19 protein-coding genes are annotated in these 23,814 nt (G+C 47.0%); 15 read left to right on the forward strand and 4 right to left on the reverse strand.

Features of this window, described 5'->3' with window-relative positions; translation table 11 throughout:
- Positions 1-29: 29 nt before the first annotated feature.
- From QUA20_RS17810 to QUA20_RS17820, 3 genes are all read left to right on the forward strand, one after another.
- On the forward strand, positions 30-473 hold the full coding sequence (locus QUA20_RS17810; RefSeq protein ID WP_333190352.1) for a hypothetical protein: 444 nt from the start codon (positions 30-32) through the stop codon (positions 471-473).
- Positions 466-990, forward strand: a complete 525-nt coding sequence (locus QUA20_RS17815) for a hypothetical protein (RefSeq protein WP_333190354.1) — start codon at positions 466-468, stop codon at positions 988-990. The genes QUA20_RS17810 and QUA20_RS17815 overlap by 8 nt, the downstream gene beginning before the upstream one ends.
- A gap of 588 nt (positions 991-1,578) precedes the next feature.
- The gene (locus QUA20_RS17820) at positions 1,579-1,926 is read left to right on the forward strand and encodes a hypothetical protein (protein ID WP_333190355.1); all 348 of its coding nucleotides are present in this window, start codon (positions 1,579-1,581) and stop codon (positions 1,924-1,926) included.
- Between the two features lie 202 nt (positions 1,927-2,128).
- Here QUA20_RS17820 and uvrB read toward each other — a convergent pair whose 3' ends face one another.
- The gene (uvrB, locus tag QUA20_RS17825) at positions 2,129-4,141 is read right to left on the reverse strand and encodes an excinuclease ABC subunit UvrB (RefSeq protein ID WP_333190358.1); all 2,013 of its coding nucleotides are present in this window, start codon (positions 4,139-4,141) and stop codon (positions 2,129-2,131) included.
- A gap of 179 nt (positions 4,142-4,320) precedes the next feature.
- Here uvrB and QUA20_RS17830 point away from each other — a divergent pair, with 179 nt between their 5' ends.
- Complete coding sequence (locus QUA20_RS17830) at positions 4,321-4,803, forward strand: hypothetical protein (protein WP_333190360.1); 483 nt, start codon at positions 4,321-4,323, stop codon at positions 4,801-4,803.
- A gap of 91 nt (positions 4,804-4,894) precedes the next feature.
- Here the strand turns inward: QUA20_RS17830 and urtA are convergent, their stop codons facing one another.
- Positions 4,895-7,822 carry an urea ABC transporter substrate-binding protein gene (gene urtA, locus QUA20_RS17835; RefSeq protein WP_333190361.1) on the reverse strand — a complete coding sequence of 976 codons (2,928 nt, stop codon included), beginning with the start codon at positions 7,820-7,822 and terminating at the stop codon, positions 4,895-4,897.
- Between the two features lie 553 nt (positions 7,823-8,375).
- Here urtA and QUA20_RS17840 point away from each other — a divergent pair.
- The 8 genes from QUA20_RS17840 to QUA20_RS17875 all read left to right on the forward strand — a co-directional run bounded on the left by QUA20_RS17840 (position 8,376) and on the right by QUA20_RS17875 (position 19,174).
- Entirely contained in the window at positions 8,376-8,582 is a 207-nt protein-coding gene (locus QUA20_RS17840) for a hypothetical protein (RefSeq protein WP_172190766.1), read from the forward strand.
- 107 nt (positions 8,583-8,689) lie between these two features.
- Positions 8,690-8,827, forward strand: coding sequence for a hypothetical protein (locus QUA20_RS17845; RefSeq protein WP_333190363.1), 138 nt, complete (start codon positions 8,690-8,692; stop codon positions 8,825-8,827).
- Positions 8,828-8,959: 132 nt separating this feature from the next.
- A complete protein-coding gene (locus tag QUA20_RS17850; RefSeq protein ID WP_172190767.1) occupies positions 8,960-9,142 on the forward strand; it encodes a CsbD family protein in 183 nt (60 codons plus the stop codon).
- A gap of 77 nt (positions 9,143-9,219) precedes the next feature.
- Positions 9,220-9,663 (forward strand): hypothetical protein, encoded by a 444-nt coding sequence (locus tag QUA20_RS17855; RefSeq protein ID WP_333190367.1) that lies wholly within the window; start codon positions 9,220-9,222, stop codon positions 9,661-9,663.
- Between the two features lie 116 nt (positions 9,664-9,779).
- Positions 9,780-10,292 (forward strand): hypothetical protein, encoded by a 513-nt coding sequence (locus QUA20_RS17860; protein ID WP_333190368.1) that lies wholly within the window; start codon positions 9,780-9,782, stop codon positions 10,290-10,292.
- A 565-nt stretch (positions 10,293-10,857) separates the two neighbouring features.
- Positions 10,858-11,640: a DsbA family protein gene (locus QUA20_RS17865; RefSeq protein WP_333190370.1), complete on the forward strand. Its 783-nt coding sequence runs from the start codon at positions 10,858-10,860 to the stop codon at positions 11,638-11,640.
- Positions 11,641-11,950: 310 nt separating this feature from the next.
- Entirely contained in the window at positions 11,951-16,195 is a 4,245-nt protein-coding gene (locus QUA20_RS17870; RefSeq protein WP_333190372.1) for a DUF4347 domain-containing protein, read from the forward strand.
- Positions 16,196-16,813: 618 nt separating this feature from the next.
- Positions 16,814-19,174: a VIT domain-containing protein gene (locus QUA20_RS17875; RefSeq protein ID WP_333190374.1), complete on the forward strand. Its 2,361-nt coding sequence runs from the start codon at positions 16,814-16,816 to the stop codon at positions 19,172-19,174.
- A gap of 229 nt (positions 19,175-19,403) precedes the next feature.
- Here the strand turns inward: QUA20_RS17875 and rpe are convergent, their stop codons facing one another.
- Positions 19,404-20,105 (reverse strand): ribulose-phosphate 3-epimerase, encoded by a 702-nt coding sequence (gene rpe / locus QUA20_RS17880; protein ID WP_172192955.1) that lies wholly within the window; start codon positions 20,103-20,105, stop codon positions 19,404-19,406.
- 243 nt (positions 20,106-20,348) lie between these two features.
- On the opposite strand from rpe, the gene QUA20_RS17885 reads away from it, so the two are divergent.
- The 3 genes from QUA20_RS17885 (at position 20,349) to QUA20_RS17895 (ending at position 23,097) form a co-directional block, all read left to right on the forward strand.
- A complete protein-coding gene (locus tag QUA20_RS17885) occupies positions 20,349-20,723 on the forward strand; it encodes a hypothetical protein (protein ID WP_172192965.1) in 375 nt (124 codons plus the stop codon).
- A 104-nt stretch (positions 20,724-20,827) separates the two neighbouring features.
- Entirely contained in the window at positions 20,828-22,246 is a 1,419-nt protein-coding gene (locus QUA20_RS17890; RefSeq protein WP_333190376.1) for an LCP family protein, read from the forward strand.
- 422 nt (positions 22,247-22,668) lie between these two features.
- Positions 22,669-23,097 carry a DUF202 domain-containing protein gene (locus QUA20_RS17895; protein WP_333190377.1) on the forward strand — a complete coding sequence of 143 codons (429 nt, stop codon included), beginning with the start codon at positions 22,669-22,671 and terminating at the stop codon, positions 23,095-23,097.
- A 158-nt stretch (positions 23,098-23,255) separates the two neighbouring features.
- Here QUA20_RS17895 and QUA20_RS17900 read toward each other — a convergent pair whose 3' ends face one another.
- Entirely contained in the window at positions 23,256-23,678 is a 423-nt protein-coding gene (locus tag QUA20_RS17900; protein ID WP_333190379.1) for a DUF2809 domain-containing protein, read from the reverse strand.
- Positions 23,679-23,814 lie beyond the last annotated feature (136 nt).

Raw genomic sequence — 23,814 nt, forward strand, 5'->3', positions numbered from 1 at the left:
TATGTTGTACTCATACAGAAAATAGAGAAGTGGCAGAAATTATAGAACAGGATATAATAGACTCAAGCGTAGAAGTTGGCAGCGGCTGTGAATGGACAGGTAGAGGAACAGAACCCCAATGGAACAATCCTAAATCAACGAAAGCTTACGACCATATTGCTCGTCATCACGGCCCCAAACTTAAACCCAATGAACTTATGGGAAGAGCTGCAAGCACTAAAGATGACCAAGGACAATGGCTAGATTCAGAGGATTGGATAATAGCTGAGCAATTAATACCTAAATATCGAGGTCAATACATCATTGATTTTCAGCGTTTTATTGGTAGAGTTTACCATCCCAATGGAACTATAACTGAGAACGTCAGTCGCGCTTTTATTCAAAGGAATATTGATGGAACTCTGAATTGTGGTTATCCTATACTAAATGGGGTAATTCTACGAAAATTAAATAGGAGGAGCAGCGATGAATAGCAGTCAAAAATTTAATTTTAAATTAGCCGAGCCTTTCTTAGAAAACTACGCAGAGCCTCCCGAAGATCCATTGGGAGAGCTTTCTCATTTTGAAATGGGATGGCGACGTTTCTGCTTTGAATGCGACCATAAAGTTTTAATAGAAATAGGTGAGGAGAAAATAGAGGTATTTTTAGATTTAGATATTTCCATGATGATAGAAGATAACTTTCCACAGGAAATTGCTAAGCTATCGCAAGGTCAAAAAATATCAATAGATTTTCCTGAGAGTTGGTTCATGATTAGGTTGCTTCCCAGGGACGATCGCATTAGCTGTACTTTGAGAAAGTTTGGGACTTCCTGCTGGGAAAAGCATTTTGAATTCGATCGCACTCACGTATTAGATGTGCTGAGAGGTTTTCTTCAGGAAGTGATGCAGCTAGCTGTAGATAAGGGTTACATCACGTTGGAAGAGAAGGAGGAATTTATTCGTCCGGCTTTTGCTAGCAGTACCGATGCTGCGGTATTGAGCAAGTAGTTGGTTTGGGTGGTGTTAAGGGCGATCGACCTTTTTTTTATATTTCTGAAACCCTTGCCCTATCTGCCCGCAATCAATTCACTCACGTTTCAATTCTTAATAGAGATTTAGGTTAATTGTGGCATCCATTTTACCCATAGCCCGGTATACCGCGCTATTCAAGCCTATTAGATTAAAGCGGCATCGGATGTCGGCAAATTGAGGTTGAGTTGGCATCCACTTTACCCATAGCCCGGTAGACTGCACTATTCAAGCCTATTAGATTAAAGCGGCATCGGATGTGGGCAATCGGATGTTTAAATCTCCGTAATAAAGAAAACAAACGGTCTTATTACTCGCTTGACAATTCAACGAACGAGTGGTAAATTCTTAAAATACAAGCTCAAACAAAACTTCCTCACATTCCCAAGTGTAAGAAAGACAAAGCTTTAATGTCTTGTAGTTTTTGCAATAGCAAATCATATCTGATACGGAAAAGGCCCGCCTGAAGTAACGATTCAGACAGAGGCCTTGCTTTAGCTAGCGAACTCACGGTGGTTTGACATCTCAACTTCAGACCACCACAAGTCAACGTAACTTTTGAAATATATGTCCCATAATTATACTCCACAATGCGAGTCGTTGTACACCAACCTTCAGCGGACTAAGAAAACCCTCTCTGTTTTGGCGGAGTCACACCGCGCTTTGGCGAAGTCGAACCGCGCTTTGGCGCAGTGGAACCGCAGTCTGCTTGAGGAAAACGAAGCACAGGATGAAACTATCAAAGCTAAGGATAAAACTATCCAATCCTTTGAGCAAAAAGTCCTTGAACAGCAACAAGAAATAGATGACTTGAGGCGCGAACGTGATTGGCAGCCAAATGACTGGGATAACGATGGTTCATCAAATGCAGATTGTGACGATCGCGAATATGCAGCCGACAGACTAGGAATCTAATAGAAAGTCCGATCGCCCTTCCCATCCAAAAAATAGGACAATGGTAAAGGGCGACCGCACTTCACCTAAATGCTTAATACGATCGCACTTTTTCCTGTTTTTCCTGCAAAAACTCTGCAAAGTCGCAGACTTAAGCAATTCATCAGCGTTTATCTGCGTGCATCTGCGGTTAAAAACTCCCCTCAATTCCCTGACAACAAGCTTAATGTCCCAATAGCTTATCCCGCAAATGCTTAATCCGATCGCGCAATTTACCCGCCTCCTCAAACTCCAACTTCTTCGCCGCCGCCTTCATCTGCGCTTCCAACCGCCCGATTAACTGAGGAATCTCATCCAAAGATAACTCGTTTACCTGTTCGTAAACCTCCTCCAACTGCTGAGAATTCAGCTTGCGCGACACATCCAAAAATGCCAAAATCGCATTACTCGATCGCTTTTTGGCGATCGGCTGCGGCGTAATCCCGTGCATCTTATTGTACGCTAGCTGAATCCCCCGGCGGCGATCGGTTTCGTCGATCGCCTTAACCATACTATCCGTCAAATTATCCGCATACAAAATAGCCTGTCCCTGAACGTGCCGCGCCGCCCTTCCAATCGTTTGAATCAACGAACGTCCCGAACGCAAAAACCCCTCTTTATCCGCATCCAAAATTACCACCAGCGAAACTTCCGGCAAATCCAAACCTTCCCGCAGCAAGTTAACACCAATCAATACATCAAACTTACCATCTTGCAAATCTTGGATAATTTCGATGCGTTGAATAGACTGAATTTCCGAGTGCAAATACCGAACTCTAATCGCCCTTTCCTGCAAATATTCGGTTAAATCCTCCGCCATCCGCTTGGTTAAAGTCGTCACCAAAACTCGCTCGTCCCGACTTACTCTCTCCTTAATTTCGCCCAACAAATCGTCAATTTGTCCTTCCGTCGGGCGCACAAAAATTGTCGGATCTACTACTCCGGTAGGCCTAATTACTTGCTCTGCAACTCTGCCTTCAGATATTTCCATTTCCCAATCCCCAGGCGTAGCAGAAACAAAGATGCACTGATTCTCTTTTGCCCAGAATTCCTCTGCTTTTAAAGGGCGGTTATCTGCCGCGCTGGGCAAGCGGAAACCGTGTTCGATCAATACTTTTTTCCGCGCTTGGTCGCCGTTGTACATCCCCCGAATTTGCGGCACTGTGACGTGGGATTCATCTATCACCAACATCCAATCTTTCGGGAAATAATCAATCAAACATTCTGGCGGTTCCCCGGCATTTCTTCCGGCTAAATGCCGCGAATAATTTTCTACTCCGTTGCAGTAACCTACCTCGCGCAGCATTTCTAAATCGTAGCGGGTGCGCTGTTCCAACCGCTGAGCTTCTAATAGTTTACCCTCTTTTTCAAATTCTGCCAGCCGGTCTTCTAATTCGAGTTCTATTCCTTGGCAAGCTGCCTCTAATTTATCTTCTGCCGTCACAAAGTGGCGGGCTGGATAAATATTTAAAGCGGTTGTACTTTGCAGGATTTTACCTGTTACGGGGTCAACGTAGCGAATGGCATCGATTTCGTCGCCGAAGAATTCGACGCGAATAATTCTATCTTCGTAAGCGGGGCCAATTTCCAAAACATCGCCTTTGACGCGAAATTTCCCTCTGCCTAAATCTATATCGTTGCGGGTGTATTGGACGTTGACTAAATCGCGCAAAACTTGCCGCTGGTTGACTTCCATTCCTACTTGCAAAGGAATAGCAGCTTTCAGGTATTCTGCGGGCATTCCCAAACCGTAGATGCAGCTAATTGAAGCAACTACAATTACGTCGCGGCGTTCAAAGAGCGATCGCGTGGCGGAGTGCCGCAGCATATCTATCTCGTCGTTAATTGCTGCCGTTTTCTCAATGAAAGTATCGGTGACAGCAATGTATGCTTCAGGTTGGTAGTAGTCGTAATAACTGACAAAGTATTCGACTGCATTGTTCGGGAAAAAATTTCGCAGTTCGTTGCACAGTTGAGCTGCCAGGGTTTTGTTGTGTGCTAGGACTAAGGTGGGTCTGCCAACTTTTTCAATCACCGAGGCAATGGAGAAGGTTTTGCCCGTACCTGTGGCACCGAGTAAGGTTTGAAATCGATCGCCCGCTTCGATGCCTTTGACAAGTTGCTCGATCGCTAGCGGTTGGTCGCCTGTGGGCTGGAAGGGCGCTTGCAATTGAAAAGATGCTGCCGCAGTTACCATAGGAAAATGTAGCTATTACCCATAAATTTTAACAAAAATGCAGAGATACTGCAATTCGTTCAGAAAATAGTTAGACTTTGTAATATTATTTTAATCATCGGCCGAAATAGAAAGCAGAAAGCCCACAAAAGCAGTTGTCCGAACCCAGCAATCAACAGCAATAAGCGAGGAAAAGAATTATGGATACGAGCAGTACAGGTACAGGCAAAGGCAAAGCGATCGTCCGCCGCGGCAAAGGCAGTTCCAAAAGCCAAGCGACAGAGCCCACTGATGCCAAAGCAACAGGAATTCAACTTTATCGGCCGCAACTCATGCATGACAACCGTCCCGTCGGCCCAGACGATTTTACCATCAGCGAGACCGTCTCGATCTCGGGGAACCGCCCGATCGGCACTAGCACCCTGCACCTCAGTGAAACCTACGGCACTGTAGGCAATCGCCCGGTCGAATCCAGCGACTTTGAAGTGGTTGCTACACTCGGCAATCGCCCGATCGGCTCTAGCGCCATGCAAGTCAGCGAAATGTTCAGTATGTCCGGTGCCCGCCCTATTGGCATCAGCACTCTGCACATTGATGAAGTTTACTCCACAATGGGAGGAAACCGCCCTATTGCCTCAAACGAAATTGACGATAGCTCGGCATTAATGGGCTTCTTAGATTAATTAGTCAGTTGTTAGTTGTTAGTTGTTAGTTGTTAGTTATTATCTGCTACCAATAACTAATAACTAATAACCCCTGCCAACAGTCAACTAACTACTTCCCCACACCCTGATATTTGCTCAATAAAGCAGCAAAGCGCTTGTAATCTAAAGGCTTCTCCAAATATTCCGCCGCTCCCAATTCCAAACCCTGATTTTTGTCGTCCAAAAAAGTTATCATAATCACCGGAATATCAGCCAAATCCGGATCGCCTTTCAACGCCGACAGCACCGCCCAGCCGTCCATACTCGGCATCATCACGTCCAGAATAATCGCGTCCGGCAACAACTCCTTAGCCAACAGAAGCCCCCCTTGGCCGCTAGCCGACGATCGCACCCGAAATCCCTCTTTCGACAAGCAGCGGGTCATCAAATCCCGCGCGTCCGGATCGTCGTCAATCACTAGGACAGTAGCAGCATCGGGCAGCTCCAGCGCTGGCGATCGCACTTCTTTTTGCTTGGCTTCTATCGCCGCCACACTCGTCTCTAACTCTTGGGAAGACACGGCCTGCATTTCTGCGATTTCTCGATCGGGCGACGCTTCTTGCTGGCTTTTTACCACAACCGGCAACCCGATCGTAAAAGTAGAACCGCAACCAAACTCGGTTTCAAGCGTAATATCCCCGCCCATCATCTGGCAAAACTTCCGGCTAATTGTCAGCCCCAAACCGGTGCCGCCGTATCTGCGGGTAGTAGAATCGTCCGCTTGGGTGAAAGCTCCGAACAGCCTCGACACCTGATCCTCAGTCATGCCAATGCCGGTATCGCTGACTTGAAACACGATCGAAGGCTTTTGACACAGAGAAGGATCTGGCGAGAGTTCTTCGGAATTGTCGATCGGCAAAACTTCCCCTTTTTCCTTCCAGACATTAATAGTAATTTTGCCTCGATCGGTAAACTTAGCAGCATTGCTGACCAAATTCAACAGCGCTTGCCGCAGCTTCGACGAATCGGAGTAGATCGTGCCAATATTGGGATCGCAATTCACGATCAAAGTGTTGCCATTTTTCCCTAGCAGGGGTTGAACAGTAGTCACAACCTGCTCGATCAAATTCAACACCTCAAAAGTCTCCAAGAAAAGAGTCATCTTTCCTGCTTCAATTTTAGAAATATCCAGAATGTCACTAATAATGCTGAGCAACTGCTTGCCTGCCATATTAATGCTTGCCAAATCCATCACAAACTCTTCTTCGCCGAGTTCCAGAGCCTCTTCTTGCAGCAGCTCGCTGTAGCCGATAATCGCATTTAAGGGCGTCCGCAACTCGTGAGTCATATTTGCCAAAAATGTGCTTTTCGCCCGGTTGGCAGCTTCTGCAGCATTCTTAGCGACTTCCAATTCGACCGAGCGTTCCTCTAGCTGCCGCTGCCGCAGTTCCAAACCGTTGAGCAAATTGCTAATTTGCTGAGCCATTGTATTGAGAGTAGAAGATAGCACCCCGATCGCGTCATTAGAAACAACTGGCGATCGAGCCGTCAAATCACCGCTCGCCATCTGTTCAGCAGTTTGCCGCAGCAAGCCGAGATTCCGAATAATTGCCGACACCGACACAAAACCCACTATCCCCGCGATCGAACTCAAAACCAAAGCCCCCAGCAGCCAGTGCTGAGTGTGGCTCACCAAAGCCAGAGTTTGCTGCACCAGCACCGCCATTGCTGCCTCAGGAACCCCCGCCGCCGGAGCTGAGGCAGCCTCTATTGTCAGCAAATAGTTCTTCATCTCCACAGAACCCATCCACCCGACTCCCACCGCCATCCAAGTTATCAGTACCAAGATGACAAACAGCCCGATCAAAGAAGCCCGAGTTCCCAAAGAAATCTGCTTCGGAGCCAGTGCCGCCGCCCAAGGATAGCCCTTGAGAAAAGGATCTGGCTGCACCGGTACGCCCGAATTCCAAATCTCTTCAATTTGACCGTCCAACCTCACCTGACCAATCCGCACTGTTTTCCAGGTATGTTGCGTTTGGGCATCTATTTTTATCTTGCCCGAAGGCGCTGCAAACTCCATACTTTTAGCAGCCGCCCTGACTTTAACCACATTTGTAGAACCAGCTTTTTCTACTGCTTGCTTCCACAGATAAACGCCGAAATAAGCTGCTTCGATCGGGTCATCCGTGACTCGATTTTCCCCGTATCGGGCTTTATAAGCCTTGACAAATTTACGATTTTCCGGTGTATCCACCGTTTGAAAATAGTTCCAAACCACCAAATGTCCGGCAATATTGGACGGCCCGATCGCCCGCACTTCCTCTTCTGCTACGCTGACCGACATCACCGGCAAATCCTCAGGTTTCACGCCAGCTTCCCGCAACTTTTGGAAAAAAGCCACATTGCTGTCGCCGTTGAGAGTGTTGAGAATAGCATCTGGTTTCACTGCTAAGATATGTGCGATCGCCTCGCCCACTTCCCTAGAACCCAGGGGCAGATACACTTCCCCCGCCAACTCTCCCCCGAGTGCCGCCAGTTGAGCTTTCACAATCAGATTTGCCGTCCAGGGAAAGATATAATCCGAACCCAACAGAAAAATTTTCCGCTTCCCCTGTGCCAGCAAGTAATTCACCCCAGGCACAATCTGTTGATTAGGAGCAGCACCAGTGTAGAAAATATTCGGACACTGTTCTAGCCCTTCATACTGCACCGGATAGAACAGCAATCCTTTGCCCTGCTCGAAAGCCGGCTGTACAGCTTTGCGGCTCGCCGAAGTCCAACAGCCAAATACCACCGCCACCCGCGCTTCTAGGAGCAATTGCTTAGCTTTTTGAGCAAAAGTCTGCAAATCGCTGGCTCCATCTTCTATCACCACTTCCAATGGGCGTCCGAGTACCCCTCCCGCCGCATTAATTTCCTCAACAGCCAACAGCGTTGCGTCTTTAACAGAAATTTCGCTGATGGACATCGTGCCCGTCAGCGAATGCAAAACGCCTATTTTGATCGGCTCACGAGTCGGGCCGACTGCTTCGAGGGGGTTACTGCTCCTTGCTCCCATAGGGTTTTAGATAATTTTTACTAATAACAGAAATTTTAGTTCCATCCGGCAGGAAGTTAGCCTTGACGCTAACTCTTGTTTAGCAGATTATTTAACCCGATCGCCACACAACTTGCGAATTGCTGTACCTTGTGGATTTTAACGGTCAAACTCTCAGCATAGACTTAAGTCTGCACTAACCAGTCCCCTATTTCTCTCTTCATCTTTTACGGATGTCGAAACAGCCTCATCCAACAACATTTGCCACTTAAGGCGCGCGCCGCAGAAAAATTCTCCCCATCTCCCGCCCTCCCCTCTCCCCAACTCATTCAGGGGATAGCCTTGTGAGTCATCAATAATTTCACGCACTCACGTACTCATCCCTTTCCCATATCATTCTTCCGGCAGGTGGAAGTCTCCCTAATTTTTCTTATTGTACAATTACCAAATACTATCTATTCCCTATCTATCTTCAGGCAGAGGGAAGGCTTCCCGATTAGCGTTACTATAAACATAAGGTTAATGTAACTAGCCTTGTTAAAAATAAATTTTACCAACAATAGGGTCAAGACAAATGAATATTGAAGAAAACGCGACCCATACTGACACCGCCACTCAAGTAACGCTACCAAAATCCAGGGAAACATTGCTCGGAGAGGAAACAGAAAAATCCCTCACCGATCACAAACAAAAAGATGCTCAAACTATGCACGCTGTGGAACAGTTGAAAGAAGAGCTTCAGCACAAAATAGATGAAGAATGTCCTCACAAGGTAGATTAAAACTCATAGGGATTTTTGTAGGGTGTGGGTAAGATGCTGTCTTGCCCACACTCGCTTTTTGAAGGTACAAAGCAGAATTGAATAAAAACATTATAATTTTAATTTTTTTGTTTAAAAAAATTGTCTTGGACGCACGGGTGACGATCGACGAGTTTTTTCACAGAAATACTTCATTGCAGCCAGCAGAAACGGTAAAAACAACTGGTAAATATGAAAGTGGCAGTCTGTCCAAGACCGAAAAATAACTTTTTTATCTTCCCTATTCATTTTTTCTTCATTCTTTCTTCCTAGAGGTAGAGTGCAACGCAGCTCCTAGTTACCTATGATGAGTTTATTAAGTAAAAAATGTCTGATTAGATACAGATAGGGAGAAAACCATGAGCAATGAAGATAGAGCAAAGGCAACTGGCGACAACATCGCAGGCAAAGCTCAAGAAGCCCTAGGCAATGTTACTGGCGACCCGAAGGATAAAGCAGAAGGCAAAGCCAAGCAGGCCAAAGCTGAAGCTGGTCACGCCATCGAAGATGTAAAAGATGAGCTCAAAAAGAAACTAGACTAAGCCTAATACTAATTGAAAGGGTCGAGCAACCTGACCCTTTCAATTCTTCAAATTGTTTTCAGAACGGAGGAAAAAAGGTGAGTTTATTGCAGCAGAGTCGCAAAATAATTGCGGGCCTACTCTTGGTATTAATGCTGGCTGTTACTACTGCCTGCGCGCCCAGCGTTTCAGCCCAAAAACCGACTAATGTACCTGTAGCAATTGGCGGTAGTCAGGGTTATTACGCGCAGCTAGAACGCGGCAATACCGCTGCCGGTCAAGATTTTGGTCAATGGGTAACAAAGACGGCTAAGGGTCTGGTTCAGGATGCTTACGTGCGCGACAATAACAAATTGGGAGTGGTAATTACCTCCCAAGTCCGCCCTACAGAAGTGAAAGATTTGGCCAAATCTTTAGCACAAGGTTTTCACCGCAATTTCCCAAATCAGGATGTAAGTGTTTTGGTTTACGCTCCTGATAAAAAACTGATTTTGACGGCTAAGTACGACCAGCAATCAAATCAAATTGAATACAAGTCTTGACCTGGTTAGCAAGCTTTAATGATAGCCGCGCGACGGTTTAATATTCGGCAGTTTTTTCAATGCGAAGTTATTTCAATTAGAGACAGAACTGTTGTTTAGATAGGAAGAGATTTACCATGAGTAGCAGCGATAATTACAAGCGTCAAATCATGAGCGATTTGGCCCAGGGAGATCGAGAAACGATGCCGGAGACAACCGGTGAAGAGTACGAAAATTTTGACGATTTTGCTCAGAGAACTTCGCCCGATCAGCGCAAACAATTATTCGGGCGTTCTCTGAATCACGACTCTCTCCCGCCGGCTCAGTTGGAACCGGAATTGCAAAAGGCGATCGCCCAAATTAAGCCAAACGAACTCGACGATGTGGCGCGGGAATTCTTCAAGCATTTGGGCAAGAGAGGATTGGACGATCGCCAATTAGAAAAGCAGCTAGGACTTTCTACTCACCACGCCAGCCGCATGAATGCTGACGATGTTACCAAGCTTGCCTCGTTTACCTATCACAATCACCCGGATATTTTCCGAGAAGTGCTGGCAGAACAGCCAAGTTTGATGAAGTTTTTGGGAAATCCAATTGTGGCGGGTATTTTGGGAATAGTTGCTGCTAAATGGCTCAACAACCGCAAATAGTCTCGGATTCACACAAGTTTCAAAGCTGATACTACGTGCAGCAAATAAAAGGACGACCGCCCGGGCGATCGTCCTTTTATTTTTTATATCTAGTCCTGTAAAATAACCGCGATCGCATTTCTAGTGAGGACTTGAGTCCTCATAAGCTTCTGTTGACTGTTGACTGTTGACTGTTGACTGTTGACAAGCGAAAAATTTTACACCTAATTTCCAGCTCCCAGCTTCATCTGTGGAGTCAATTTTTAAATCTAAAATCTAAAATCTAAAATCTAAAATCGACTGGCTGTTGGAGGACTCAAGTCCTCATTAAAAACCTGTTTGATTGCGGTGGTTCGAGGGGACATAATATTATAATAAATCCCGAAGATTTAAATCTTAATTATTGGGTTCGTAGCTGTTCGGGTGATTAACATTCATTGCCAATTACCGACTACGAATTACCGATTGCCAATGACTAATTATTGGTCACAGCTAAAAATAGCTGCACAGCAGTCAACAGCGGTACACCTGACACTCCGCAAAATTAAATGTAGGATTAAGTGTTGCCGTGAATGAGAAATAAAAGATGAACCTATCCACTATTTGGCGAAAACTCCGCAGCCAGCAAGCCTTCTGCTTCGCTGCACTCCTCGCAGGTTGCCTGGTATTTATCGGTTGTTCCCCCGCGCAGTCAGCGGCTGGAAATTCAGCCGATCCCAAGTTGAAAGAGCAAGTCTTGCAGATTATCCGCGAAAACCCGCAAGTAATTTTAGATTCGGTACAAGCGTACCAGCAACAGCAGCAGCAGTCTCTCAAAGCAGCGCAGGAATCATTTTTGCAGGAGATGAAAACTAATCCCAAATCTGCGATCGGGGATGCTCCTAGCACGGGATCAGCTTCGCAGCAGATTGTACTTTTAGAATTCTCTGACTTTCAATGTCCGTTTTGCGCGCGCGCTCACGATACTGTCAAGCAGTTTATGGCAAAACACCAGGACAAAGTTACTTTAGCTTACAAGCATTTTCCCTTGACTTCAATTCACCCTCAAGCGCTGCCAGCAGCTAAAGCAGCTTGGGCTGCCCAACAGCAGGGCAAATTCTGGGAATACTACAGCGCTTTGTTTGAAGGGCAGAAAGAGTTAGGCGAGCCATTGTACGCATCGATCGCCCAAAAGCTCAATCTAAAATTAGATAAATTCAACACCGATCGCAACAGCCCCGCTGCCGAAGCCGCCATTGCCAAAGACGTGCAACTCGCTCAACAACTGGGCATTCAAGGGACTCCCTTCTTTATTATGAACGGTCAAACTTTCTCCGGGGCGGTCGAGCTTTCTGAGATGGAAAGCATTCTCGCTAGTATCTCCAAATAAGTAAACCCACCTGAATAAACAGAACAGATCCCCGATTTCTTAAAGAAGTCGGGGATCGAATGCGCGATCGACTCGATAGCTATATTTACTGACTAATTTTTACGCTTGGGAACAAATTTGCTCTAGGTGTTGTCTTAGTAAGACTCTAAGCTGCTTATGACTTAAGCATTATATCTTGCCTTTTACCAGCTTTCCCAAACCTAGCTAGTGGATTCAAATAATTATTAGTCAATACTAATTTGAATTCTTTTGGCAAGAGGATCGCCGCTTTTAAGCTCCATTTCCCTTGCATCTACGAGGAAAATTTATCATGGAAAAAATTACGCAAATAGTTGTCATTGACCCAACGGTTGAAGATTATCAAAGCCTTGCACCAAGCGCCGAACCAAGGAAAGAGATATTTATACTCGATCGGGCGGGGGATGGAGTCGAGCAAATTACAGAGTTATTAGCTAGCTACAGCGATCTGGACGCTGTTCACATTGTTTCTCACGGCGGGCCTGGAAATTTGCAACTGGGGTCAATTCAGCTAAATTCTGACAACATAGACGAATACGGCGATCGACTTCAGCAGTGGAAAAAAGCCTTAGCCCCTAACGCCGATATCCTCCTGTACGGTTGCAACGTGGCGGCAGAAATCGCCCCACCGATAGCGGGGCGATCGTTTTTGCAACGCCTCAATCAACTCACAGGTGCAGACATCGCCGCCTCCAAAAACCTGACAGGAAGTGCTGCATTAGGCGGTGACTGGGATTTAGAGGTAACAATTGGTTCGATTGAGACACCTTTGGCATTCACCCAAGAGGCGATCGCAAATTACGATCGCGTTTTAGTTTTTTTTGCAGTCACCAGCACCAACGACTCCGGCTCAGGCTCGCTGCGAGATGCGATTACCCAAGCCAATGCTACTCCAGGCGTAGATACTATTGACCTGACTGGCATTACTGGCACAATTACCCTAGCTACAACGCTGCCAGCTATTAATGAAAGCGTCAGTCTGAACGGCCCTGTTGCAGCTAACTTAACTGTTAGCGGTAACAACGCAGTGCAGATACTAACCACTACTACCGGCCCTGTTAGCATCTCTAACCTCACCTTTGCTAACGGCACTGGCGGCATTAATAACGGCTTCGGCGTTACCCTAAACCTTACCAGCGTTAACTTTTCCAGCAACACCGCTGGAGGAGGGGCTGCCCTTTTCAACAACAGCGGCACAGTCACAATAACCGGTTCCACCTTTACTGCCAATACAGTCAACGGTTTCGGCGGCGGCGCGATCAGGCAGGGTGGCGGTATTTTAAACATTGTTAACAGCATTTTTACCGAAAACACAGCAACGGCAGCTAGCCAAGGCGGAGGTGCCATCCTGATCGATAGCGGTACAGTAAACATTACTGGCAGCACGTTTAGTGGCAATAGTTCCCAAAATACCGACGGTGGCGGCGCGATTTACCACCGAGGCGGGAGCGAACTGTTAAGCATTGCTGACAGCACTTTCACTAACAACATTTCGGCGGCTGATGGCGGTGCGATCAGAAACGATGCCCAGCCATTAAGTGTCACCAGCAGCACGTTCAATGGCAACCAGGCCGCACAAAACGGCGGCGGCATTGTCAACAGCGGCGCGGCAACCATTACCAACAGTACGTTTTCTGCGAACACGGCAACTAACTTTGGCGCGATCAGAAATGGGGGTACGCTGGATCTGAGAAGTAGCACTCTTACTCTCAATAGTGCCACAAACCAAGGCGGGGGCATCTTCAATACCTTGACGGCAAACGTCCGCAACACCATCATTGCTGGGAATACGGCTCTGTTAAACCCCGATGTAGACGGCACATTTACAAGTGAGGGCAATAACTTAATTGGCAACGGTACTGGTGGTGGCTTCACAAACGGTGTTAATGGCGATCTAGTAGGCACTGCTGCCACTCCCATCAATCCGAATCTAGCAGCACTGGCAAATAACGGCGGCCTGACGCAGACGCACGCACTGAATGCAGGTAGCCCCGCGATCGAGGCGGGTAACAGCGCGATCGCACCTGCTACGGATCAGCGTGGCTTAACTCGGCCTTCTGGCATTGCTGTTGACATCGGCGCTGTTGAAGTACAGCAGATTGTGAGCATCACCGCGTTCGATAATTCAGCCTCGGAAAACCCGATCGACACAGGCACTTTCCGCGTTAGCCGCAGTGATAGCACAGTCGGTAATTTGACGGTGAATCTCGCTATTGATGCCAGTAGCACCGCCGTTGCTGCAGATTACAATCTGGGCAGTACCTTTCCCGTCACTATTCCCAACGGGCAAAGCTTTGTGGATGTGATTCTGACTCCGTTTGATGACGCTATACCGGAGGTTGCAGAAACGCTGCGACTGAATTTGGGAAATGGGAATTATGCGATCGCACCGGCCAGCAGCAATGCTACGGTGACTATTGCAGCCAATGACTCGATTGCTTATGCGATCGCACTCACAAATCCAGCGACAGGTTCTTTAATTGAAGGCAACTCCGGCACTCAACCCGTCACTTTCACCGTCACTCGCAGCGGCGGCACGGGGGTAGCGAGTACAGTAAATTATGCGATCGCTGGTACCGCGAGCAACGGCCCAGACTACAATAATATCAATGCTGCCGGGGCTACTACCGCCACAGGGACGATCGCCTTTGCCGCCAACGAAACAACTAAAACTATTGCTGTGGATGTCTTGGGCGAAACCGCAGTTGAACCTGACGAGACAATTACCGTCACCCTCAGCAACCCAAATTTGACCGCAGCGCCAGAAAGTTCGACTGTCACCACCAGCACCGCCACTGCTACCATCACCAATGATGATATTCCTAGTATCTCGATCGATGATGTAGTTGTTACCGAGGGCAATACGGGTACTGCTAGCGCCACCTTTACCGCCACTCTCTCAGCAGCTTCTAGCTTGCCCGTCACCGTCAATTACGCCACGTCAGATGGTACTGCTAACACTGCTGATAGCGATTACGCGGCGGCCACAGGCAGCGTCACCTTCAATGCCGGGGAAACGACAAAAACCATTACTGTTGCTGTCAACGGCGATTCTAAGTTTGAAACTGACGAAACATTTAACGTCAACCTCAGCACCGCTGTCAATGCGACTATTACTAAAGCGACGGGCATAGGTACGATCGCAAATGACGACTTGGAGTCACCAACTCCGACACCGACGCCAACTCCGACACCGACGCCGACTCCACCGACGCCGACGCCAACTCCGACTCCGACTCCAACTCCAACGGAAACTCCGACTCCGACTCCGACTCCAACTCCAACGGAAACTCCGACTCCGACTCCAACGGAAACTCCGACTCCAACTCCAACGGAAACTCCGACTCCAACTCCAACTCCAACGGAAACTCCGACTCCAACTCCGACTCCAACGCCAGAAACTCAAGACGAAGATTGCATTTGCAAGCAGATAACCTTTCCCAGCCCGACTGCTATTCGCGGCCCCAACCAAACAAATAGCACCACCAACGGTACAGAAAGCGACGACATTCTGGAGGGTTCGATTACCAATGACAATATCAACGGCTTAAATGGTAACGACTTGGAGGTTGGCTTCACTGGCAATGACAATATTTATGGCGGATCTTACCTCAGCATCGATCTAGGAAATATAACCATTCTTCCCTCTGCCAAAGATAGCGACGTGCTGTTTGGCAATGAGGGCGATGATTACCTCAACGGGGGTGCTAAAGATGATTTAATTTTTGGGGGGAAGAACGAAGATGTTGCTTACGGTGGCAAAGATGACGACATAATTTTTGGAGACAAACAGAGCGATACTTTAATTGGCGATGAGGGTAACGACACATTATACGGTGGTACTCTTAACCCTTTAAACATCGACTCTACAGGTCGCGATTTGCTATTTGGCCTCAGTGGCGATGATTACCTGAACGGGCAAGAAGCCGAAGATTCCCTTTCTGGCGGTAATGGAAACGATACAGTGCGTGGCGGCAAGGGTGATGATTTGGCCCTAGGAGACTTGGGCAACGACCTGCTGTTTGGGGATGAGGGCAGCGATACTCTCTGTGGTGGCGACGGAGAAGATACTATGTACGGGGATATTGGCAGCCCTCTGGCGATCGGCTCCGCTGGCGCTCAAGACCAGATGTGCGGTGATTTGGGCAACGATTTGTTGTTTGGCAATGAAGGTCAGGATACCGTTAACGGTGATGCTGGAAACGATACTCTTTATGGCGGCAAGGACGAAGACAGTTTACTGGGTAGTGCTGGGGACGATTGGTTATTTGGAGATGAGGGGAATGATACTTTGATTGGAGGTACTGGGGACGATCGATTTATCTTAGGTATCGACAGCGGCCGCGAGACTATTTTAGACTTTCAAGATGGTCGCGATGCGATCGGCTTGACAGGCGGTTTAAGTTTCTCGCAACTGAGCATTACTGTAGAAAATAATTCTACTTTGCTCCGAGTTACCAGTTCCGGTCAACTGTTAGCAACTCTCAGCAATGTGTCAACAGGGCTGATTAATGTTGCAGATTTTTTAACCGTCTAAATCGATACCCCTGGGGACACGGCAATGTCGTGTCCTTTTGCTCGAGCGTATACAAAAAATCGGCTCTCCCGGATCTATGGTGATAACTCGATCTAAGAACTGGTAATAGGTAATGGGTAATGGGTTAGTCATTTGGAGCCAATTACCTATTACCTATTACCATTACCCTGTAAGACAGGATACATTTTCCCCCAGCTCGCTATGAGCTCCAAAAAGGGGACTTTGACCCTCTTGCTCCCCTCTTTTTAAGGGGTAGTGGGGGGTTCTAAGACGCAAGAAAACACGCTCTAGAGAACCCAAAAACCAGGTTTATGCGTCAATATTTCTCGGAAAAAGCGACAATTTTTCCCAAAAACCGATTTTTTTGCATAATTCCTGTTCTCTAAGCCGATTATTTAATAGGACAGATCGATGCCTACTGGAATCCGTTGTTTTTCTAGATCGATCGTTCCCGCTTCCCTTTCTAATCTTTATCCAAAGCAAACAAAACAAAATAAAATAAAATAAAATAAAATAAAATCAAGCGCTGAAACCCAAACGAAATCGCTAGAGTCAAGGCAGTCGAGACGATGCGTGTTGCAGTTCCTTTTGATGTATCATTTATGGAGGACTACTTTTATGCCATCATTGAAATCTCCAACCGAGCGAACCAGTGGATTATACGTGCGTTCCCCAGAGGGAGAACAACTTATTTTTCCCCTGAAACATACAGAAGTCCGAGCAAAAATTGCCGGAAATTTATCGCGAGTTGAAGTCTCGCAGCAATTTGAAAACCCTTTCACCAAGCCATTAGAAGCAGTCTATATTTTCCCGCTACCTGCGGAAGCAGCGGTAGATGAGATGGAAATTAAAATTGGCGATCGCACCATTAAAGGCAGCATCAAAAAACGCGAAGAAGCCCAACAAATTTACGAAAAAGCCAAACAAGAAGGGCGGACTGCGGGTTTGCTGGAACAGGAGCGAGATAATATTTTCACCCAGTCCCTCGCCAACATCAAACCGGGTGAATCAATCGATGTCACTATTCGCTACACTGACAGTTTGAAATTTTTAGCTGGCGATTACGAATTCATTTTTCCGATGGTTGTCGGGCCGCGATATATTCCCGGTACGCCGCTGGATGAAACGGCTGCTAGCGGTAGCGCCCCAGCCCCAATGACAGTTAATTCCGATACCGATATTGTCCCCGATGCGTCGCGCCTTAATGCCCCGATTTTGCCACCGGGAATGCGATCGGGACACGATATCGGCGTGACGCTGGAAATTGAAGCTGGCGTACCGATTCGTAATGTCAATTCCCCATCCCACCAACTGGAAATAGAATATTTCGACTCCCCCCAAACTGCTTTAGCAAACGATCAGAAAAACGGGCTAATGGTGCGCGTTAAATTGGCAAATCAAGATACAATTCCCAACAAAGATTTGATTGTTCGCTATCAAATTGCGGGTCGAGAAACTCAATCGACGGTATTAACTCATTCGGACGATCGCGGCGGGCATTTTGCAGTTTACTTGATTCCGGCGATCGAGTACAAAACCGATGAACTTGTGCCGAAAGATGTCGTTTTTTTAGTCGATACTTCCGGTTCGCAATCCGGTGCGCCTTTGCAGCAATGTCAGGCATTGTTGCGGCAATTTATTAACGGGCTGAATCCAACGGATACTTTCTCGATTCTGGATTTTTCCAACAAAGTGCGACAACTGTCAAAACAACCGCTACCGAATACAGCAGAAAATCGACAACAGGCGATCGAATATATCAACAAACTCAGCGCTTCAGGCGCTACGGAAATGTTGGGCGGAATTCGGGCGGCGATCGATTTTCCCGCACCATCCGGGCGCTTGCGAACTGTGGTATTCCTCAGCGACGGTTACATCGGCAACGAAAACCAAGTTCTCGCCGAAGTCCAGCAACATCTCAAATCGGGGAATCGCCTGTACAGTTTCGGTGCGGGGAGTTCCGTCAATCGCTTTTTGCTCGATCGCATTGCGGAAATCGGGCGGGGAATCTCCCGGATAATCCGGCACGACGAACCAGTTAAGGAATTTGTCGAAAAGTTTTTCCGGCAAATCAACAATCCGGTGTTGGTAAATCTGGAAATTACTTGGCAGGGAGAGGGCGAAAATCCGGTAATTTATCCGTCAGTTGCGCCGGATTTATTTGCCGAACAACCGCTGGTTCTGTTTGGGAAAAAGGGCGATCGCGAAGCTGGAACGCTTCATATTAAAGGGGTTAGCGCAGGCGGACACCAGTACGTCCAAACCTACCAACTCGACTTTACCGATCCTGGAAATCCGGCAGTTGCCAAGCTTTGGGGGCGGCACCGCATCAAAGATTTGATGAATCAGATGGTGCAGTACGAAACTAAGGTGGAGGTGGAAACAGTGACAGAAACGGCGCTAACGTATCAGCTTCTGTCGCAGTACACGGCTTTTGTGGCTGTCAGCGATGATGTGCGCGTCGAACCGGGTACGGAATCCATCTCGATGAACGTTCCTGTAGAAATGCCGGAAGCGGTGGAATATCTGGGCGTATTGGGCAGCACAGGCTATGTAGAAGATAATGGCTGCACAGACTGGATGGAACAAAAACAAGAACGCGGCATCACATTTAATCGCTCACAGAAGCGGGTGTATCCATTGTTCGCACTAGCCAGCGCCCCCAGCGCAAAGTCAAAGCTGCACAGGCGGAGTACATCACCTGTAGAAGTCGTTAGCGCTACGGGGTTGGATGAAGTGGCGATCGATAGTTTAAACAAACACTTGGAAACTTTGACTGTGCCACCGGGTACAAATGGCGAATTGGTGTTAGAAATTGTCTTCACTAAAGTGCGCGCCAGCCGCATAGTTGTGGATGCTGATGCTTCGACTTTGGCGGATGTGGAGTTGCTGAAAACTATCAAAAAATGCCTCTTTAGCTGGCGCATTCCTCACTTTATTGGGGATACAGTGCGCCTGACGCTGCGGGTGCGATCGTAAAACAGCTTGAGTTAACAATCTGGGCAATACTTTTGCTCGATCGCCCACAAAAAAATGGAAGAATTTGCTCTTCCATTTTTTAATAATGACTATTCGTCCTGACTGCAAACCACTTTTTTTATTAGACTTCTCCCATAATTATCGTGGAACAGGCCCTCGTTGCCTGTTCAAAATCTGCTTTGAGAGGAGAAGTCTATTGGTAACTTGACGGACACGATCGCATTTTCAACTAAACCGCAGCTAACTCAGGAGTCGGGCGCTTGCTGTTGCGGATACCCTCGATCGCCCCTGCGTAATCATTCGCCTTAAACACAGCAGAACCAGCGACGATCGCATTTGCGCCCGCTTCCAGAACCTGCCAAGTATTGTTCCCCTTTAAACCGCCATCTACCTCAATCCAAGGATCGAGGCCCTTGTCGTCGCACATTTTGCGCAACTGGCGAATTTTTGGCAGAACAGCCGGGATAAAACTTTGACCGCCAAAGCCCGGATTGACGCTCATAATCAGCACCAAATCGCAAAGTTCCAGCACGTACTCGATCAACTCCAAAGGCGTCGAAGGATTCAGAACCACACCAGCCATTTTGCCCAATTCCCGAATTTGGCCGAGGGTGCGGTGCAAGTGAGGCGAAGCATTATGCTCGGCGTGAACCGAAATAATGTCAGCACCAGCCTTAGCGAAGTCCTCGACGTACTTCTCCGGCTCCACAATCATCAAGTGGACATCTATCACCTTGGTAGTAACGGGGCGAATTGCCTCAACAATCAGCGGCCCGATAGTAATATTAGGAACAAAGCGACCGTCCATCACATCTACGTGAATCCAGTCAGCCCCAGCTCGATCGACAGCCTGAATCTCTTCTCCGAGACGGCTAAAATCGGCTGATAATATGGATGGAGCAATAACGATTGATTTTTGGGATTGGGTCATGGCTAAGTCTGTTCTCCTGTCTGCTGTGCTGTATCCAGTTTATCAAAATACGGGTCTCCGGGTCGAAAAGTTGCCAACGATCGGTCGCGGGTTCGGGAGTGCCGAAAAATTTTGCCTTTGACAGACAAGTTTGGCGATCGCACCAGCCCTGCTCTGGGAATTTTGGTTTAGGATATTAATTTTCCCTCTAACAAATAACTCTTGTGCAAAATCTGACCTTCTGCAAATTTTGAGTAGCAAATGATGAAAAATACAGATCCCTTAGAAAATCCTGAACTCGATCGTGCAAGTCTGTTTGTATTAATGATCCCAGTCATCGGCTTTTTCCCCGCCCTGTGGACTCTTTACCGCCGTCAGGGCAGCCCCGAACGCAAAGCCATCAGCCGCTTGGCAATTGCCCTTGCTTTTAGTTGGCTATTAGGACATATTCTTTTAGAAGCTGGAGCGATTTCTGCGGAATCTCCGACACTTCCCATGTTATTAATGAGTAGCCTGCTGACAACCAGCTATTTCATCGTTGCTTTGGGACTGATGGTTCGCCTCTGGAAGCGTCAACCGCTATGGTTGCCCGGAATTAGCCGCGTAGCGGAGCAAGTGGTGGGCAAACATTTATCATAATTTAGGGTTCTTTTAAGCCCCTACCGTATTGATTGATTGCGTCTTCAGCTTGATACTACATATTGCCATTATCTTTTTTATTTTTGTTGTGTGTGAGGAAGCCAGTGCCAGCTCAAAAAATTCCTAATCAAGACCCTATCCAACAATCAACTGCTCAACCTGCAACCAAAAAATCTTCCCAGCAGCCCCATCGAGGCCGTTGGCTGGGTTTTGGTTTTGGTCTGGCGGGAGTAGCCATGCTCTCAGCCACAGCCGGAGCATTGCTAGCGGTGTCCCTTTCTACAACGCCGCTTCAGCAACAAAAGTTGAGCCCTGAAGAAGCGGCGGTGTTTTCTCAAGGCGACATGGCAAAGCTCAACATGAAGATGCCGGAGCTGACTCGCCCAGTTAATATTTTAGTTTTAGGACTTAAAGTTCTGAGTTCAGACATCGACGGCCATGCCGATAGAGAGCAGGGATACGAGGTCTGGCAAAACTCTTTCAAGGGCTTAACCGATACCATGCTGTTGGTTAGGTTTGACCCTCAAAATAAAAAGTTAAGCGTGCTTTCCATTCCGCGAGACACTCGCACCTATGTTGAAGGTAGAGGGGAGGTGAAAATAAACGAAGCTAATTACTACGGGGGCCCAGCTTCGTCAGCGAAGGCAGTCAGCGGACTCTTGGGCGGCGTGGGAATTGACCGTTATGTCACGGTCAATATTCAAGGCATCAAAAGTTTGGTAGATGCACTTGGCGGCATTACTATTAATGTCCCTAAGGACATGAAGTATACCGATGAAAGCCAGCATTTATATATAAATTTAAAGGCTGGCAAGCAGAAACTCAACGGCGAACAAATCGTGCAATATTTGCTTTACCGGCACGACGATTTGGGCGATATCGGGCGGGTGCAGCGCCAGCAATTGTTGATGCGGGCTTTTGTAGAACAGGAAGTAAATGTAGGTTTGCTGTCTCGGCTACCGAAGATTTTGTCGGTGATTCAGTCTCACCTTGACACCAATTTGAGTATAGAAGAATTGGTGGCTTTGGCTGGTTTTGCTACTCAAACCGATCGCGCTGGCGTGCAGATGTTAATGGTTCCCGGCAAATTTAGCGATTCTAAGGACTACAAGGCAAGTTTTTGGTTGCCCGATCAAAGTGGCATCGAAACTCTGGTGTCAGAACATTTTGACTTCGGTCAGAATAGTTGGACAATTGAGAATGCTGATGCAACTTTTCTGAAGGTGGCGATTCAAGATAGTACCGGAGATGAATCGGCTGTTGAAGATTTTGTCAATACTCTGACTCAAGCAGGTTATCGGAATGTTCAGGTTTATAAAGCTTGGCCCGAACCGTTGGAGGTAACTACTGTAGTAGCTCAACAAGGTGATATTAAAGGTGCTCAAGCGATTCGCCAGTTTTTGGGTTTTGGAGATGTGCTGGTTGAGAGTACCGGTTCTTTGCAGTCGGACGTGACAATCAGATTGGGTCAGGATTGGTTGCAGAAAAAGGCTCAGTCCGGCGGTGCGGCTAAGTCTTTTTAAACAGGATTATAACCGCGGTATTTGTAGGGACACAGCATTGCTGTGTCCTCTTCTTTTCTGTTGGTAGAGATGAAGGCGATCGCTTTTTTGCCGATTTACTAACTAATAAAGCCCTGGAGGCACTAATCCTCAGAAACCCCCTTGATTCGTAGATTCCTAATTACCAAACCAAGATTTTTTTGTATAAACCTGGTTTATAAGCTAGGACTTGCGCGCTCGGATTGCTGGAAGGTTTTTTACCGAGATTAAAGGCTATAACACAGTTTTTTTCAGAAAAAATCCGCTTTCAGCGCAATTCCTATGATACTATCTTTTTTGGTAATGATGAATCACGATCGCAATACCGATACTTCCCTCCGCAATCAGAAGTGAAACAATAATTTACCAGGGAAAGCTTAAGATATTTTATAAAGGTAGGGTTGATGAACAAGGGTTCTAAAATAGACCGACAGCGGGAACATCAGGCAAATGAACGCACGTTTCTTGCATGGTTACGAACTTCAATCGGTTTAATTGGTTTTGGGTTGGCGATCGCTCGATTCAGTTTATTTCTGCGTCAATTTCAAGCTACAGTGACTCAGCAAGAAGTTGCCTCCCCTCCCTTCTTCAACTCCGAAACTTTAGGGCTGAGTCTGGTCGTTTTGGGGATTGCGGTAATTCCCTTAGCAGCATGGCGTTATAATCGAGTTTTCTGGCAAATTGAGCGAGGTGATTATCGCCCAAATCGTGTGCTAGTTTGGATTCTGACTGGAACTGTGATGATTTTAGGAACGTTAACCATTCCGTTGTTGCTCTGGCGAGATCGCGGAAATATAGCTCCCACTTCAACTCCTAAAAACTCTCAATTCTAAGTTAACCCGATCGCTTATAATTGAGTGAAAATAACCGCAACCATATCATTCAGCTTTTGTGCATCTAGATTGTCTGTGGTGTTAGAGGATCTGATGGGGAGAGGATTTGACGATTTGGGATCTGGCAATCAAAATCTACAATTTAAATGCAGTACAACTTACAATCGGAAGCAAGTGAAATGAAGCCATCGCACCCACAACCAACCTAAAAAACTCCCCACAAAATAAGAAATAAAATCTGACCAACTAAAGTGATTTCCCAAAATCAGCCTTCCGGGTAAAGTAGCTCGCATTACTTGTAAAAACGGAGGTGTCCACAGTTGGAGAAACTCTACTCCGCAGGTCGCTAGACACACAACTACAGCCGCCCTAATTTGCGAAAATCGCGGCAACATCAGAACTACCAGCAAAATCCAAAATACCTCATAAGCTATGCTCCCAAAAAAGTCGTTAAACCATTCCGGTGCAGGGCCGCGAGAAAATCTCACCGCATAACCTAAAGGGATAATCACGATTATACTGATGAGCAGGGCAATTCGATATTTTAAAAAACGGCGATCGGGAGAAATTGGGGAAGTCATTGATTCTGGGCACAATCACGCATTTGTTGTCACAGGTTGAAGTGGATAAACCTCAGAATTACAGCAGATTCCAGGCTCATGAAGTACAGTAGCAGCAGCTTGTAAACCAGTTTTTAAAGTGCTTAATATTGACTAA

The organism is Microcoleus sp. Pol7_A1 (assembly GCF_036701085.1).
GTDB lineage: Bacteria > Cyanobacteriota > Cyanobacteriia > Cyanobacteriales > Microcoleaceae > Microcoleus > Microcoleus asticus.

Bases quoted from the DNA above. Each gene is read 5' to 3' on its own strand.
- QUA20_RS17815 (WP_333190354.1), top strand. From the start codon at position 466: ATGAATAGCAGTCAAAAATTTAATTTTAAATTAGCCGAGCCTTTCTTA.
- QUA20_RS17820 (WP_333190355.1), top strand. From the start codon at position 1,579: ATGTCCCATAATTATACTCCACAATGCGAGTCGTTGTACACCAACCTT.
- uvrB (WP_333190358.1), bottom strand. From the start codon at position 4,141: ATGGTAACTGCGGCAGCATCTTTTCAATTGCAAGCGCCCTTCCAGCCC.
- QUA20_RS17830 (WP_333190360.1), top strand. From the start codon at position 4,321: ATGGATACGAGCAGTACAGGTACAGGCAAAGGCAAAGCGATCGTCCGC.
- urtA (WP_333190361.1), bottom strand. From the start codon at position 7,822: ATGGGAGCAAGGAGCAGTAACCCCCTCGAAGCAGTCGGCCCGACTCGT.
- QUA20_RS17840 (WP_172190766.1), top strand. From the start codon at position 8,376: ATGAATATTGAAGAAAACGCGACCCATACTGACACCGCCACTCAAGTA.
- QUA20_RS17850 (WP_172190767.1), top strand. From the start codon at position 8,960: ATGAGCAATGAAGATAGAGCAAAGGCAACTGGCGACAACATCGCAGGC.
- QUA20_RS17860 (WP_333190368.1), top strand. From the start codon at position 9,780: ATGAGTAGCAGCGATAATTACAAGCGTCAAATCATGAGCGATTTGGCC.
- QUA20_RS17865 (WP_333190370.1), top strand. From the start codon at position 10,858: ATGAACCTATCCACTATTTGGCGAAAACTCCGCAGCCAGCAAGCCTTC.
- QUA20_RS17870 (WP_333190372.1), top strand. From the start codon at position 11,951: ATGGAAAAAATTACGCAAATAGTTGTCATTGACCCAACGGTTGAAGAT.
- QUA20_RS17875 (WP_333190374.1), top strand. From the start codon at position 16,814: ATGCCATCATTGAAATCTCCAACCGAGCGAACCAGTGGATTATACGTG.
- rpe (WP_172192955.1), bottom strand. From the start codon at position 20,105: ATGACCCAATCCCAAAAATCAATCGTTATTGCTCCATCCATATTATCA.
- QUA20_RS17885 (WP_172192965.1), top strand. From the start codon at position 20,349: ATGAAAAATACAGATCCCTTAGAAAATCCTGAACTCGATCGTGCAAGT.
- QUA20_RS17895 (WP_333190377.1), top strand. From the start codon at position 22,669: ATGAACAAGGGTTCTAAAATAGACCGACAGCGGGAACATCAGGCAAAT.
- QUA20_RS17900 (WP_333190379.1), bottom strand. From the start codon at position 23,678: ATGACTTCCCCAATTTCTCCCGATCGCCGTTTTTTAAAATATCGAATT.